17 protein-coding genes are annotated in these 13,994 nt (G+C 53.1%); 3 read left to right on the top strand and 14 right to left on the bottom strand.

The annotated features are described in order from the left end of the window. The first annotated feature begins 160 nt into the window (after positions 1-160). A complete protein-coding gene (locus ACQ0MK_RS03595) occupies positions 161-421 on the top strand; it encodes a hypothetical protein (protein WP_430474843.1) in 261 nt (86 codons plus the stop codon). A gap of 118 nt (positions 422-539) precedes the next feature. Here the strand turns inward: ACQ0MK_RS03595 and ACQ0MK_RS03590 are convergent, their stop codons facing one another. The 5 genes from ACQ0MK_RS03590 to ACQ0MK_RS03570 form a co-directional block, all read right to left on the bottom strand. Continuing rightward, a complete protein-coding gene (locus tag ACQ0MK_RS03590; RefSeq protein ID WP_350041619.1) occupies positions 540-1,640 on the bottom strand; it encodes an RluA family pseudouridine synthase in 1,101 nt (366 codons plus the stop codon). Further along, the gene (crcB, locus tag ACQ0MK_RS03585) at positions 1,637-2,029 is read right to left on the bottom strand and encodes a fluoride efflux transporter CrcB (protein ID WP_350047201.1); all 393 of its coding nucleotides are present in this window, start codon (positions 2,027-2,029) and stop codon (positions 1,637-1,639) included. The genes ACQ0MK_RS03590 and crcB overlap by 4 nt, the downstream gene beginning before the upstream one ends. A 156-nt stretch (positions 2,030-2,185) precedes the next feature. Continuing rightward, positions 2,186-2,710 carry a DUF1499 domain-containing protein gene (locus tag ACQ0MK_RS03580; protein ID WP_430474842.1) on the bottom strand — a complete coding sequence of 175 codons (525 nt, stop codon included), beginning with the start codon at positions 2,708-2,710 and terminating at the stop codon, positions 2,186-2,188. Between the two features lie 214 nt (positions 2,711-2,924). Continuing rightward, positions 2,925-3,524, bottom strand: coding sequence for an FMN-dependent NADH-azoreductase (locus ACQ0MK_RS03575; protein ID WP_430474841.1), 600 nt, complete (start codon positions 3,522-3,524; stop codon positions 2,925-2,927). A gap of 118 nt (positions 3,525-3,642) precedes the next feature. Then, positions 3,643-4,953 carry a replication-associated recombination protein A gene (locus tag ACQ0MK_RS03570; RefSeq protein WP_430474840.1) on the bottom strand — a complete coding sequence of 437 codons (1,311 nt, stop codon included), beginning with the start codon at positions 4,951-4,953 and terminating at the stop codon, positions 3,643-3,645. Positions 4,954-5,103: 150 nt separating this feature from the next. Here ACQ0MK_RS03570 and ACQ0MK_RS03565 point away from each other — a divergent pair, with 150 nt between their 5' ends. Beyond that, positions 5,104-5,511 carry a PadR family transcriptional regulator gene (locus tag ACQ0MK_RS03565; protein ID WP_430474839.1) on the top strand — a complete coding sequence of 136 codons (408 nt, stop codon included), beginning with the start codon at positions 5,104-5,106 and terminating at the stop codon, positions 5,509-5,511. Positions 5,512-5,553: 42 nt separating this feature from the next. Beyond that, positions 5,554-6,789: an MFS transporter gene (locus ACQ0MK_RS03560; RefSeq protein WP_430474838.1), complete on the top strand. Its 1,236-nt coding sequence runs from the start codon at positions 5,554-5,556 to the stop codon at positions 6,787-6,789. 52 nt (positions 6,790-6,841) lie between these two features. Here the strand turns inward: ACQ0MK_RS03560 and ACQ0MK_RS03555 are convergent, their stop codons facing one another. The 9 genes from ACQ0MK_RS03555 to rpmD all read right to left on the bottom strand — a co-directional run bounded on the left by ACQ0MK_RS03555 (position 6,842) and on the right by rpmD (position 13,989). After that, entirely contained in the window at positions 6,842-8,302 is a 1,461-nt protein-coding gene (locus ACQ0MK_RS03555) for a DegQ family serine endoprotease (protein ID WP_430474837.1), read from the bottom strand. A 216-nt stretch (positions 8,303-8,518) separates the two neighbouring features. Next, a complete protein-coding gene (gene rplQ / locus ACQ0MK_RS03550) occupies positions 8,519-8,950 on the bottom strand; it encodes a 50S ribosomal protein L17 (RefSeq protein ID WP_350041629.1) in 432 nt (143 codons plus the stop codon). A gap of 188 nt (positions 8,951-9,138) precedes the next feature. Next, positions 9,139-10,155 carry a DNA-directed RNA polymerase subunit alpha gene (locus tag ACQ0MK_RS03545; protein WP_350041630.1) on the bottom strand — a complete coding sequence of 339 codons (1,017 nt, stop codon included), beginning with the start codon at positions 10,153-10,155 and terminating at the stop codon, positions 9,139-9,141. Positions 10,156-10,273: 118 nt separating this feature from the next. Beyond that, the gene (gene rpsK / locus ACQ0MK_RS03540; RefSeq protein WP_350041631.1) at positions 10,274-10,666 is read right to left on the bottom strand and encodes a 30S ribosomal protein S11; all 393 of its coding nucleotides are present in this window, start codon (positions 10,664-10,666) and stop codon (positions 10,274-10,276) included. Positions 10,667-10,681: 15 nt separating this feature from the next. Further along, a complete protein-coding gene (gene rpsM, locus ACQ0MK_RS03535) occupies positions 10,682-11,050 on the bottom strand; it encodes a 30S ribosomal protein S13 (protein WP_350041632.1) in 369 nt (122 codons plus the stop codon). A gap of 120 nt (positions 11,051-11,170) precedes the next feature. Continuing rightward, on the bottom strand, positions 11,171-11,815 hold the full coding sequence (locus ACQ0MK_RS03530) for an adenylate kinase (protein WP_430474836.1): 645 nt from the start codon (positions 11,813-11,815) through the stop codon (positions 11,171-11,173). Between the two features lie 35 nt (positions 11,816-11,850). Then, positions 11,851-13,197, bottom strand: a complete 1,347-nt coding sequence (secY, locus tag ACQ0MK_RS03525) for a preprotein translocase subunit SecY (RefSeq protein WP_350041634.1) — start codon at positions 13,195-13,197, stop codon at positions 11,851-11,853. A gap of 83 nt (positions 13,198-13,280) precedes the next feature. Continuing rightward, positions 13,281-13,766 carry a 50S ribosomal protein L15 gene (gene rplO, locus ACQ0MK_RS03520; RefSeq protein ID WP_350041635.1) on the bottom strand — a complete coding sequence of 162 codons (486 nt, stop codon included), beginning with the start codon at positions 13,764-13,766 and terminating at the stop codon, positions 13,281-13,283. 28 nt (positions 13,767-13,794) lie between these two features. Continuing rightward, positions 13,795-13,989 carry a 50S ribosomal protein L30 gene (gene rpmD, locus ACQ0MK_RS03515; RefSeq protein ID WP_022734163.1) on the bottom strand — a complete coding sequence of 65 codons (195 nt, stop codon included), beginning with the start codon at positions 13,987-13,989 and terminating at the stop codon, positions 13,795-13,797. Positions 13,990-13,994 lie beyond the last annotated feature (5 nt).

The following is a 13,994-nucleotide window of genomic DNA, read 5'->3' as shown; positions in this document are numbered from 1 at the left end:
TAGATCGGACACCAAAGATCGAGTCTCTCACTGCTGCAATGCGAAAGCATTTTTTGCCCCCTCCGAAGCAATGGAAATCAATGGTTAATTTTGATCGGCTTTTGATCACCCATAAGGAGGCGTATGATTTCTGTCTGGCTCATAACAACGGAGGCAGAAGATGCTCACGCTACGTGACTGTATCGATTTCAGCGATCTTAAGGAGGAAGAAATTCTCGCTATTGCTGAGTGTGAGCAAGTCCCAATTGGAACCGCCTTGGAGGAAGGCGAAAGCATGATCCACACACCGCAAGGCCGCAAACGGATTGCGGTCATGATAAAAGGCCAAGCTGAAATGTGTGAACGTACGGGAAACACGGTTCATGCCCGACATTTGAACCGGGTGCGAGATGCCTTCATCGAACGTTTCAGAAAACACTAATTACCGCTATCACCTACAAATGTCATTCAACGCCTTTTGGTTTTGACCTCTGACAGGGACGAAAAAGCCGACGCACTGCGTCGGCTTTTCGCGGTTTTAGGCCAGAATCAGATCGGCATTATCTTTTGCGCAAACGCGACGGCTTAGCCTTTGGTTTCGGCTTTTCTTCCTTTTCCCGATGAATTTCCGGGGTCAGGAATTTGGTCGGCGTTTTCGGATCAAAATTCAGCGCCTTGAGGCTTTCGGCGAAATGCGCAGGCACCGGTGCTTCGATGACCACACGATGTCCGGTGACCGGATGCGGGAAGTCAATCGCGCGCGCATGCAGATGCATCTGGTTGGACATGCCATCGACAAAGGCCTTTGGCCCACCATATTTACCATCGCCCAAGATCGGACATTCCATGGCTTCGCAGTGAACGCGCAGCTGATGGGTACGGCCGGTCAATGGTGACAATGCCAACCAAGCAGCCCGACGCCCTGCACGGTGCAGTTGGCGGTAAACGGTCTGGGCTGATTTACCCTGCTTTTCATCGATGACCATTTTCTCGCCGCCCTTGCCAGACAGCTTTGCCAGTGGCGCATCGATCAGGCCTTCGCGGTCAACCGGCGCACCGGTCACGATGGCCCAATAAAGTTTGCGTGTTGATTTGTCTTTAAACGCCTTGGTCAGCGCATGGGCTGCCGATGACGAACGGGCCAAAAGCAAGACACCACTGGTGTCTTTGTCCAGACGGTGAACAAGCTTTGGGCGTTCCTTGCTATCAAGTTTCAGCGCATCAAGCATGCCATCAATATGCAAGGATGTGTTGGTCCCGCCCTGCACGGCCAAGCCCGCAGGTTTATTGATCGCCATGACAACTTCGTCATAGAAAAGGACAGAATCGCGCAATGCCTGAAGTTCTGCTTCGCTGGCATCGGACTTTGCCGGACCGGCATGTTTGCGCTGCTGGACTTCGGACGGATCGTAAGACCCGTCTTTTGACCATGGCTCCTCGCCGCCACCCGACATGACAGGAACCGGCGGGACACGAATTTCCTGTCCCGGTTCAACACGCTGGTTGGCCTTGGCACGTTTGCCATCGACACGGATCTGACCGCCGCGCAGGAACTTTTGAACCTGCCCGAAGGTAAATTCAGGACAGTTGCGCTTAAACCAACGATCAAGCCGAATATCAGCTTCGTCAGCCTTGACCTTGCGCAGAGTGACACCACTCATTGCAGAATACCCCTTACCAGCGCAATAGCGCCAAACAGTGCCGAAATACCAACCACGACGGAAACAATCACATAAAGGGCGGCTGCGCCCATATTGCCCCGTTCATATAGGGTCGCTACATCCAGCGAGAAAGTCGAAAAAGTTGTAAACGCCCCAAGAAAACCGGTCACAAGGAGTGCGCGCATCTCAGGCCCCATCGAAAGTTTAAAGGCCGAGACTTCGATCAACACCCCCATCAGGAACGAACCGACGATATTGACCGTCAAGGTTCCCCAGGGAAATCCACTGCCGAGCATAGAGCCCATCATAACAGACACACTGTGACGTGCGACCGCACCAATGGCGCCGCCCAAGGCAATGGAAGCGATTAACAACGGTGAAAATTGCATGGCGCGGAACCTATTCTTTCAAGGATCAAAAGTCACGTGTGAAAACGGTATAGGGCCAAGGCAATAACAGGGCCTTAATTCAACCAAAGCCTGATCGTGAATTCGATCTGCTATCAGACCGCAATATACACGTATTTTCAATTGCCTAAGTTTGATCTAGCCCGCCTGCCCCATTCTGACCGTTACATCAGCAATCCACGCACGTGTACGCTTTTCATTTTGGCCAAGGTCCTCACTGCCATAGACCGATTGGGCAAACATGCAGAAGGTCACTTCATTGCCGGTTTCCGGCAAAACAAGTTCGACTTCAACCCAGTCGGGGAAATGAAAAACAGGGCTGCGTGCCAGAAAATACAATTTCCCGGGCTTTGCGCCATTTGCACCGCGCATCAAGGTCATGCCGTGCGCCGGTGCGGTTTCAATCAAAAGATCCGCCAAGGTCGAGGCGGCGGCATCAAAGACCGGACTTTGCATTTTCCGGTCCGTCTTGGGGACCAACCGATCCGGGCATGCGATAAAGAAGTTATTGCTTTGGGGTACATCAGCCCCCGGATCAAATGTGGAATTGGGTGGATCACCCGCAGGCAGCATATGATCAATCAGGCCGGAAAAGCGCACCACTACAAAGAGCCCGGCCAGCACGAGAAGTCCCCAGATAGCAACCATCGCAAACCGTTTCAATTGCACCACCCACCTGTTCAAGACGCTTCTTGGTCAAAACCACCGAACGCCGATAGGACATCACAATAGTACGGATTTCACCGAAATCAAAATGCCCGACTGAGGAAACAGTCGGGCATTCTTTTTATGCTAAATCCGGCACCCAACGATACGGGGGGAGGGGAAGCTCGTTGATTACCGGGTTCGCATTACGTTTGGTAAACTTGGCCTGATCTTAGGCAACAGACGGAAGGGCAACGGCTTCGACATTCGAGATCGCGCGCGCCATGGCTTCTTCGGCATTTACCGCGAAACCGGATGCATCGATGATTTCAATGTCGGAAATGCCGACAAAGCCGAGAACCTGTTTGAGATATGGCGATGCAAAATCAGCCGGGCTGTTAACCGGAACGCCACCCGTCGCAACAACAACATAGGCTTTCTTGCCGGTCAACAGGCCAACCGGGCCATTTTCGGTGTACTGGAAAGTCACACCAACGCGGGCAATCAGATCGACCCATGCTTTAAGCGTCGAAGGAACGCTGAAGTTATACATTGGCGCACCAATGACAACGACGTCAGCAGCTTGAAGTTCGGCAACCATTTTGTCGGAAACAGCAATGACTTCCTTCTGGGCGTCAGTGCGGTTTTCTTCCGGGGTGTAGAATGCGCCAACAACTTCGCCGGTCAGGGCGGTGAGTGCGTTGGTATCGCGCTCGACAACATTGGCAGAGCTGTTTGCGGAAACAATTCGGTTGATCAGTTTGGACGCGATCTGGCGGGAGTTGGAATTCTCACCATTCACAGATGCATTCACGTGCAGAATATTGGTCATTTGGGGTCTCCAAGTCGGTGTTGATTTGTTGACCTGAACCTAACCTGTCTTCTGTTTGGTGTTTATCCCATGAGTCTTCACCAGATTGTTTCCAAAATGACACCGAACCAATAGTCAGCTATTCATCGCGGCGTTTCTTCTGACGTTCCTGTCGCAGTTTATCGAAATATTCGACCCGCTTTTTAAGATCGCGTTCAAAACCACGTTCAACCGGCTCATAGAAATTCTGACGGCGCATGCCTTCGGGGAAATAATTCTGCCCGGAAAAACCGTCTTCCTGATCATGGTCATAGGCATAGCCATTGCCATACCCGATATCTTTCATCAGTTTGGTCGGCGCATTGAGAATATGAGCCGGTGGCGTGAGCGATCCGGTTTCCCGTGCGATTTTCAGGGACTTTTTATAGGCCGAGTAGCCGGCATTCGATTTCGGTGCCAGGGCCAGGTAAATTACGGCCTGTGCCAAGGCCAACTCGCCTTCGGGGCTGCCAAGCCGCTCATAAGATTCCCACGCACTGATGCAAAATTGCTGGGCTTGCGGATCGGCCAAACCGATATCTTCGACCGCCATGCGTGTGAGACGCCGGGCAAGAAATTTCGGGTCTTCGCCCCCGGCCAGCATCCGGTTAAACCAGTAAAGTGCTGCATCCGGGTCCGACCCGCGAATGGATTTATGTAGCGCACTGATCAGATTGTAATGGCTGTCATCGCCCTTGTCATAAATCGGCATGCGCTTTTGCACAGTGCGGGCAAGTTCGGCAACACCAAGCGGACCATCATCACTTGGCGGCATTGAGAACAGTTCTTCCGCCAGGTTCAGCAAATAGCGCCCGTCACCATCGGCCATCGCACATAGGGTTTCACGGGCTTCGGGCGTGACCGGAAGATCAAACCCCATTTCCTTTTCCGCACGCACCAGAAGTTCTTCAAGCCCCTGATCATCAAGACGCTTCAGCACAAGCACCTGACAGCGTGACAGCAAAGCAGCGTTTAGCTCAAACGACGGATTTTCGGTTGTTGCCCCAATCAGGGTGATGGTGCCGTCTTCGACATAGGGCAGGAAACTGTCTTGCTGGGCTTTGTTGAAGCGATGGATTTCATCGATAAACAGCAATGTCGCCCCGCCGGTTGACCGGCGCCCACGCGCCCGTTCAAACACCTTACGCAGATCCGCCACCCCGGAAAAGATCGCAGATAACGGCTCAAACGCCATATCGGCAACATCAGCCATCAAGCGGGCCAATGTGGTCTTACCGCAGCCCGGTGGGCCCCACAACACAACAGAGGGCACCCGACTGGTCTTAATCATGCGCGTGATCGGGCCGTCTTCGCCAAACAAATGTCCCTGCCCGACCACTTCGTCAAGCTTTGCCGGACGTAGTCTGTCGGCCAACGGGCGCGTTACCTGACTTTCAAACAGGGAAACCATGCAAAATCATTACAATGTTGACTGGGAAAGGGTGACTTTCGCGAAAAGTAACATGCTGATGACATCTGTGACAGACGAAACATCGACAATTGACACCTCGATGGTCGAGGCATAGTTTTCAGCAGCATCTGCAGTTCGAAAGCCAACCTCATGACACCTAGTGTTGATTACACCAACCGGGCCTATTGGCAAGGAACGATCAAGATGTCCTTGTCGAAGTTTTTCGTGCTGTGCGTTCTGCACCGAAAGCCGATGCATGGTTATGAGGTCGTTCAAGCGGTTGAAAAAACCACAAACGGCTGTTGTTCCCCATCCGAAGGCACTGTCTATCCGGTGCTTAATGAATTCGAAGCGGGCGGTTATCTCACATCCCGACCTGAAACCGTGCAAGGCCGGAAACGCAAAGTCTATGCCCTGACCGACAAAGGCCGTGATGCCTTTTTGATCGCAACCGAGGCATGGATGGAAGTCACCCAGCATATTGTCGCCAGCCGCGATATGGCGACCGCACCGAGTTTTCAATCCCCAAGCTTAAACGGAGATACTTGCTGTGAATAACGCCTTTCTCTGCGCCACATCCCCTTATGATCAAGGTGTAAGATGACAGCAGTAAATGCACCGGCCAAACTTCCCATTGTGATTGGGCTTGGCACCGGTCAGACCTTGGCCTTTGGCACTACGCTTTATCTGCCAGCCATTCTTGCCGAACCGATGGCCAATGAACTTGGCATCCCGCCGGGTTGGGCATTTGGGGCCTTTTCACTCGCTCTGGTCTTTGCCGCCTTGTTTGGGCCATCCGCAGGCGCGCGGATTGATCAATTTGGCGGGCGCACAGTCCTTGCGGTTTCCAGCGTGATTTTTGCTGCTGGATTAGCACTTTTGGGAATGTCGGACAGCCTGACCATGATGTGTATTGCATGGTGCGTGATCGGTGTTGGCATGTCGATGGGGCTTTATGAATCCGCCTTTGCCACACTGAGCTGGATTTTTGGTCATGATGCCCGCGGGCCGATTACCGGGATTACCCTGATCGCCGGTTTTGCCAGTACGATCTGCTGGCCAATTACCGCCGGACTTGAAGTTGAGTTTGGCTGGCGCACGGCATGCTATTTCTGGGCTGCCATGCATATCGTGCTTGGATTGCCCTTAAACCTGTTTTTGATCCCGCGTGTCAAACACACGCCATCAGATGACGCGATCAAAAGCAGCGATGATACGCCCCCTTCGGAAACATCACCTGCCCCCGCCCCGGTCAAGCTCGCCCGCAAAGATATCTTTAATCTTCAGATGGTGTTGCTTGCCATTGTCTTTGCGGCAAGCTGGTTTACCGCAACCGCCATGGCCACCCATTTGCCCAGATTGCTGCAACTCTCGGGAATGGATGCGACGGGTGCGCTGATTGCCGCATCGCTTGTTGGTCCGGCACAGGTTGCAGGCCGCCTTTTGGAATTTGGTTTTCTAAAGAAAATGCATCCGTTGATTTCATCACGGCTGGCCGCAATCACCCATCCGGTTGGTGCGGTGTTGCTTTTGGTGTTTGGTGGACCGGTTGGAATGCTATTCACCAGCCTACATGGGGTTGGCAATGGTATTTTGACCATCGCCAAGGGAACCTTGCCATTGGTGATCTTTGGCCCGGTTGGCTACGGCGCACGGCAAGGATATGTCATGGCCCCGTCTCGCTTTGCGCAGGCCGCTGCACCGTTTCTGTTTGGCCTGTTGATTGATGATTACGGGCAATACGCCATTATCCTGACCATCATTCTGGGGATATTGACCTGTGGCGCGCTGTTTATGCTCCGCCATACAGATACAGAAAAGGCGCGACCCGTGTAATGTTGGGATCACGCCTTTTGGGTTTGGTGTGCAGATTAATGACGTAACCTGATTACAGCGTAAACTCGCCGGTCAGAACTTTGCCATCGCGTTTGACCGCAATTTTCCATTCACGGCTGCGTTCGCCGGCACGGATTACTTCTTTAAGACGCGCGACCGTATCGATCTTTTGGCCATTGATTTCGACAATATAGTCACCCGCCTGAAGACGGGTACGGCGGGCAAGGCTGTCGCGTGCGACCGCTAGAACAACAACACCTTCGCTCAGGGTATCAATGCCAAGCTCATCGGCCAGCGCCGGGTTCATATTGGCAATATTGGAGCCACTAAACGGATTGGCACCATCAATCACGCTTTCGTCGCGTGCGGGCAATTCCGGGGCGACTTCAAGTGGCATCGGAAGCACGACTTCCTTGCCCTGACGCAGGACAGAAAGTTCCGCCCCTTTATCAAGTTCTAACGTCGCGATGCGGAATTTCAGCTCGTTGGGATTATCAACAGCCAACCCATTGACCGCGATCACAACATCCCCGGCGCGCAGACCACCTCGCCCGGCCGGGCTGCCTTCGCGTACATCACTGATCAAAACCCCGTGCGGGCGATCGAGTTCAAGCGATGATGCAAGATCGGCTGTTACCGCCTGCCCTGCGGCCCCCAACCATGGACGGCGCAAATCGCCACTGATCAGGCCGCGCATGACGACTTTGACCATATTGACCGGCACGGCAAAGCCAATGCCGTTTGATCCACCCGACTTTGTAAAGATCGCCGAGTTTACACCGATCAGCTTCCCGTCAATATCGATCAATGCCCCGCCGGAATTCCCAGGATTAATCGCAGCATCGGTCTGAATGAAAGACTGGTAATCCTGTCCGGTGACACCCGCACGCGCAAGGGCCGAGACAATACCGCTGGTCACCGTTTGGCCCACCCCGAACGGGTTGCCAATAGCCAAGACCAGATCCCCGACATCAACCGCATCCGAATCGCCAAAGGTAACGGCCGGCAATTCGTTTTCGACATCGCGCAATTTCAGAACGGCGAGATCGGTACGTTCATCCGAACCAACCAGATCGGCATCAAATTCGCGGTTATCATGCAGGACCACGCGAATTTCGCTGGCACCGTTGATCACGTGATGATTGGTAACGATTGTGCCGTCGCCCGAAACAATCACCCCGGAGCCCAGCGAGCGTTCAACACGCTGGCGCGGTGCACCAACCGCGCCGCCAAACCGATCACCAAAGAACTGTTTGAAAAACGGGTCGTTAAAGAACGGCGTGCGCTGACGTTCGCTGACCACCTTTTTGGTATAGATGTTGACCACAGCCGGTGCGGTTTGTTTGACCAGCGGTGAAAACGACATCTTGATTTCGGTCTGACTGGTCGGCAAGCGCCGGTCATCACTTTGGGCATGGGCTGTATGATTTACGCCAACAACTGCCATCATCGTGATCAGCGCAATTGTCAAAATGGTCGGGGTCCATCTTAGCTGCACGTCGCTCTCTCTCATTTCTGTCAATCTGTGTTTGGTCGGCATGTTCATCTAACAATGGGCGTGTTGGATACGCCCGGCCAGAATTATTGCATTAGGAAAACTAGAACTGCCGCGTAACCGTGTCGGAAATATGGACAATTTGACCAAAAATTCAAAGAGCAATGGTCAAAAGAAAACGGGCGACACCGTTTGGCGTCGCCCGTTTTTGTTTCTTAAAGGCCGAAGCGTTGCTTATTCAGCAGCTGCTTCTTCGCCTTCGCCCTCTGCTTCAACACGGGCGCGGTCTTCTGCACCCTTTGCATCTGCATTACGCTCAACAAGTTCGATAACAGCAACAGGTGCTGCATCGCCATAGCGGAAGCCGGCTTTAAGAACACGGGTGTAACCACCCGAACGCTCTTTATAACGCTCGGCAATTTCGCCGAACAGCTTGGCTACGATTTTGTCATCACGCAGGATCGAAATAGCCTGACGGCGTGCATGCAGGTCGCCCCGCTTGCCCAGCGTAATCAGTTTTTCGACATACGGGCGAAGATCTTTGGCCTTCGGAAGAGTCGTTTTGATCTGCTCGTGGGTGAGCAGCGAAACTGCCATGTTGGCAAACATCGCCTTACGATGGGACGAAGTACGATTAAGCTTACGGCCGTGCATACCGTGACGCATGGTAACTCTCCTTAATAACCTGGCTTCGCTCACGAAACCGATTGTAAAACCGCGCCGCCACCCTGAACAAAGTCAGGTCATGCACGTGCGGTGTGGGCAACTAGCCCGCCGGAAATGCCAAACAATTCGATCTTTCCGGTTTGGAGCAAGAATGCTCCGATAACAGCCCGAAGGCCGAAGACCCGTTCTTAGAACGGATCTTCGAACTTGCGAGCAAGTTCTTCGATGTTTTCCGGCGGCCAACCGCCGACTTCCATACCGAGATGCAAGCCCATCTGAGCAAGAACATCTTTGATTTCGTTCAGCGACTTACGACCGAAGTTCGGCGTACGAAGCATTTCTGCTTCGGTCTTCTGAACAAGATCACCGATATAGATGATATTGTCGTTCTTCAGGCAATTTGCCGAACGTACCGACAGTTCAAGCTCGTCAACCTTACGAAGAAGGTTACGGTTGAACGGAAGTTCGTCTTCTTTTTTCTCTTCGACAACCGCTTCCGGCTCATCAAAGTTGACGAACAACGACAGCTGGTCCTGAAGGATACGAGCAGCAAGTGCTACTGAATCTTCCGGGGTCAGTGCGCCGTTGGTTTCAACGGTCAATGACAGCTTGTCAAAATCGGTATCCTGACCAACACGGGTGTTTTCCACCTTGTAGGCCACTTTACGGATCGGGCTGAAGATCGCATCAATCGGGATAAGACCGATCGGTGCATCCGAAGAGCTGTGCGAGCTAGCTGCGACATAGCCTTTACCGTTATCAACAGTAAATTCGATGTTCAGCGATGCACCATCATCAAGATGGCAAATCTCGAGATCCGGGTTAAGGATTTCGATATCCGCACCAGTTTCGATCTGACCAGCGGTAACGGCACCAGGGCCGGTCGCTTTCAGAACCATTTTCTTCGGACCTTCAGCATGCATACGCACGCCCATGGTCTTGATGTTCAGGATGATGTCGGTGACATCTTCACGTACACCCGGAATCGACGAAAATTCGTGCAATACACCGTCGATCTGGATCGCGGTAACCGCCGAACCCTGGAGCGACGACAGCAGAATGCGACGCAGCGCGTTACCCAGAGTCTGACCAAAACCGCGCTCCAGCGGTTCCGCCACGATCGTACCAACGCGGCTGGCATCAGTACCCGGAGTAACATCAAGCTTGGTCGGCTTAATCAGTTCCTGCCAGTTCTTTTGAATCACGAGACCCACCTTCGCAACTGGAGCCTATATAAGGAGAGCAAGTTTTGCCCTCATGAGAAACGCGAAGAGGCCCGGGTGCACCGGGCCTAAACGCGGGATCGTCCGCAGATCGACGCGATTAGACGCGACGACGTTTACGCGGACGGCAACCATTGTGTGGAATCGGCGTTACGTCTTTGATCGACGTAATCGTGAAACCAACAGCCTGAAGCGCACGCAGTGCAGATTCACGTCCCGAACCCGGGCCTTTAACCTGTACTTCAAGAGTTTTCATGCCGTGTTCAGCAGCTTTTTTACCTGCGTCTTCACCGGCCATCTGTGCAGCATACGGAGTTGATTTACGCGAACCGCGGAAACCCATACCACCAGCGGTCGACCAGGAAATGGTATTTCCCTGAACGTCAGTGATGGTAATCATGGTGTTGTTGAAGGTCGCATTTACGTGCGCGATACCATTCGTAATGTTCTTCCGCTCGCGGCGACGTACGCGAGTCTGAGGAGCTTTCGCCATTGTCTGTCCCCTACCTTACTTCTTCTTGCCAGCAATCGGCTTAGCCGGGCCCTTACGGGTGCGAGCGTTGGTGTGGGTACGCTGACCGCGTACCGGGAGACCGCGACGATGGCGCAGACCGCGATAGCAGCCCAAATCCATCAGACGTTTAATGTTCATTGCGGTTTCACGACGAAGGTCGCCTTCAACGGTGTAATCAGCGTCGATGACTTCACGAACCTTGAGAACCTGGTCATCAGAGAGCTGATGAACGCGGGTTACGGATTCGATTCCAACCTTAGCGCAAATTTCTTTAGCTTTCGCCGGGCCAATGCCGGTGATGTAGGTAAGCGCAATCACGACGCGTTTAGCAGTCGGGATATTTACGCCAGCAATACGAGCCACTGTGTGAGACTCCTGTTTCCTGTTAACAAACCCTGCGGCAGATCCGGTAGAGCGGGGCGCGGCAAAAACGGGCCAGCATCACTGCTAACCCGCCAGCAAAAAAACGCCCTGCCCGGGAAATTACCCCAGGATGGCTTCAATTTCGCGCGTAACTTCGTCTATTTCAGCCATCCCGTCAACTGTTTTCAGCTTACCGACCTTTTCATAGTAAGGAATGATCGGTGCAGTCTGCTTGTGATAAGCAGTCAGTCGCGATGTGACCGTCTCGGCGTTGTCATCCGCACGGCGTTTGAATTCAGTGCCTGAACATACGTCACAGACACCGTCTTCGGCGGGTTTCTGGAACTCGTCGTGATATCCCTGCCCGCATTTAGCACAGGTATAGCGCCCGACAACACGGGCAACCAACGCTGCATCATCCACACGCAGTTCAATCACATAATCAAGTGCCAGACCTTTGGTTTCCAGCATGTCGTCCAAGGCTTCTGCCTGGGCCGTCGTGCGTGGGAACCCGTCCAGGATGAAACCGTCTTTGGTGTCATCCTGGTCAAGTCGTTCGGAAATCAGACCGATCATAAGATCGTCGGAAACGAGCTTCCCCGCATCCATGACTTCCTTTGCCTTCTGTCCCAGTTCCGTGCCGGCTGCAACCGCTGCACGAAGCATGTCGCCCGTTGAGAGCTGAATCATGCCGCGTCCTGTTTCAAGACGCTTTGCCTGAGTACCCTTTCCCGCGCCGGGAGGGCCTAGAAGGATAATATTCATGTTCGTCCGTCCCCCTGATATCCGTGGTCGCTCAGTTAACGGCGGCGACCACGTAGTTTGGATTTCTTGATCAGGCCTTCATACTGATGAGCCAGCATATGGGACTGAATCTGTGCAACGGTATCCATCGTAACCGTGACAACGATCAGCAAGCTAGTCCCACCAAAGTAGAAGGGCACGGACCATTCAGCGATCAACAGTTCCGGCAGGATACAGACAAATGCGAGATAAGCTGCACCGATAACCGTCAAACGGGTCAGAATGAAATCCAGATGATTCGCAGTATTTTTACCCGGACGAATGCCCGGAATAAAGCCACCGTGTTTCTTCAGGTTGTCTGCCGTATCTTCCGGGTTGAAAACAACCGCGGTGTAGAAGAAGGCAAAGAAGACGATCAGGCCGATATAAAGCGCGATATACAGCGGCTGGCCACGGCCAAGCAATGCCGTCGCAGTCGTCAGCCAGTCAGCACTATCCCCACCAGCGGTGAACTGGGCAACCGACAGCGGCATCAGCAGAAGCGAGCTTGCAAAGATCGGCGGAATAACACCGGCAGTGTTGATCTTGAGCGGCAGGTGCGAGCTCTGACCTTCCATAACCTTCATGCCAACCTGGCGTTTCGGGTACTGGATCAGAACACGGCGCTGTGCACGTTCAACAAAGACGATGAAGGCAATGACGGCAACCGCAAGAACGAGGATCGCGACAATGACCAGTGCAGAAATTGCACCGGTACGGCCAAGTTCCAGAGTACCGGCAATAGCGCTGGGCAGACCGGCAACAATACCGGCAAAGATGATCAGCGAAATGCCGTTACCGATGCCACGCTGGGTGATCTGTTCACCAAGCCACATCAGGAACATGGTGCCACCGACAAGCGTAATAACAGCGGTCAGACGGAAGAACATGCCAGGATCAACAACAGCAGCACCGGTAGAACCGGTCATGCTTTCAAGACCAACAGCAATGCCCCATGCCTGAACGGTTGCAATCAGCACCGTCAGATAGCGGGTATATTGATTAATTTTTTTGCGGCCCTGCTCGCCTTCTTTCTTGAGTTGCTCAAGCGTAGGCGAAACGGTTGTCATCAACTGGATGATAATCGAGGCCGAGATATACGGCATGATATTCAGCGCAAAGATCGTCATACGACCCAGCGCACCACCGGCGAACATGTCAAACATGCCCAGAACGCCGCCTGCATTCTGCTGGAAAATGTCAGCAAGAATGGACGGGTCAACACCAGGAACAGGAATATACGTTCCCAGACGGTAAACAATAAGCGCGCCCAAAGTGAACCAGATACGGTTTTTAAGCTCAGTCGACTTAGAAAAAGCTGACCAATTCAGGTTCGCGGCAAGCTGCTCGGCGGCCGATGCCATGCACTCATCTCCCAATACACATAAACTGGAGGGTCCGGTCCCGCAAATTACTGGAACCGGACCCTCACGAAGTCATTCTAGGCTTATTCTGCTTTTTCTGCTTCAGCAGCCGGAGCAAGAACTTTAACCGAACCACCAACTTTCTCGACGGCTTCGATAGCCGACTTGGAAGCACCGGTGATTTCGATGTTCAATTTTGCTTTCAGCTCGCCTTTAGCGAGAAGGCGCAGACCGTCTTTCTGCGGACGGGCAAGGCCATTTTCTTCAAGAATAGCGATGGTGACATTTGCACCTTCTTCAAGAACACCGTTATCAACGGCGGTCTGAAGGGTACCAAGATTCACGACACCAAACTGTTTCTTGAACAGGTTTTTAAAGCCGCGTTTCGGAAGACGGCGATAGATAGGCATCTGCCCGCCTTCGAAACCATTGATCGCTACACCGGAACGGGACTTCTGACCCTTCTGACCTGCGCCAGAAGTTTTGCCTTTGCCCGAACCAATACCGCGACCGACGCGGGTACGCGCTTTACGCGCACCCGGGTTATCGGCAAGTTCGTTGAGTTTCATCGTTCAACCCTTTTCGATCTGGGGTCAATCAAGCCTCGTCCACACGGACGAGGTGTTTGACCTTTGCGATCATACCGCGAACAGCTGGGGTATCTTCCAGCTCACGAGTCCGGTGCATTTTGTTCAGGCCAAGACCAACAAGGGTCTGGCGCTGATCAGCCGGACGTCCGATCGGCGAACCCGTCTGGGTAACGCGTACAGTCGCTTTTTTCTTAGCAGCCATATCGA

It is taken from the genome of Thalassospira lucentensis, from assembly GCF_050516545.1.
In the GTDB taxonomy this organism is placed as follows: Bacteria; Pseudomonadota; Alphaproteobacteria; order Rhodospirillales; family Thalassospiraceae; genus Thalassospira; species Thalassospira lucentensis_C.
The sequence above is the reverse complement of the archived record's forward strand: the minus strand, read 5'-3'. Positions and strand labels throughout refer to the sequence as shown.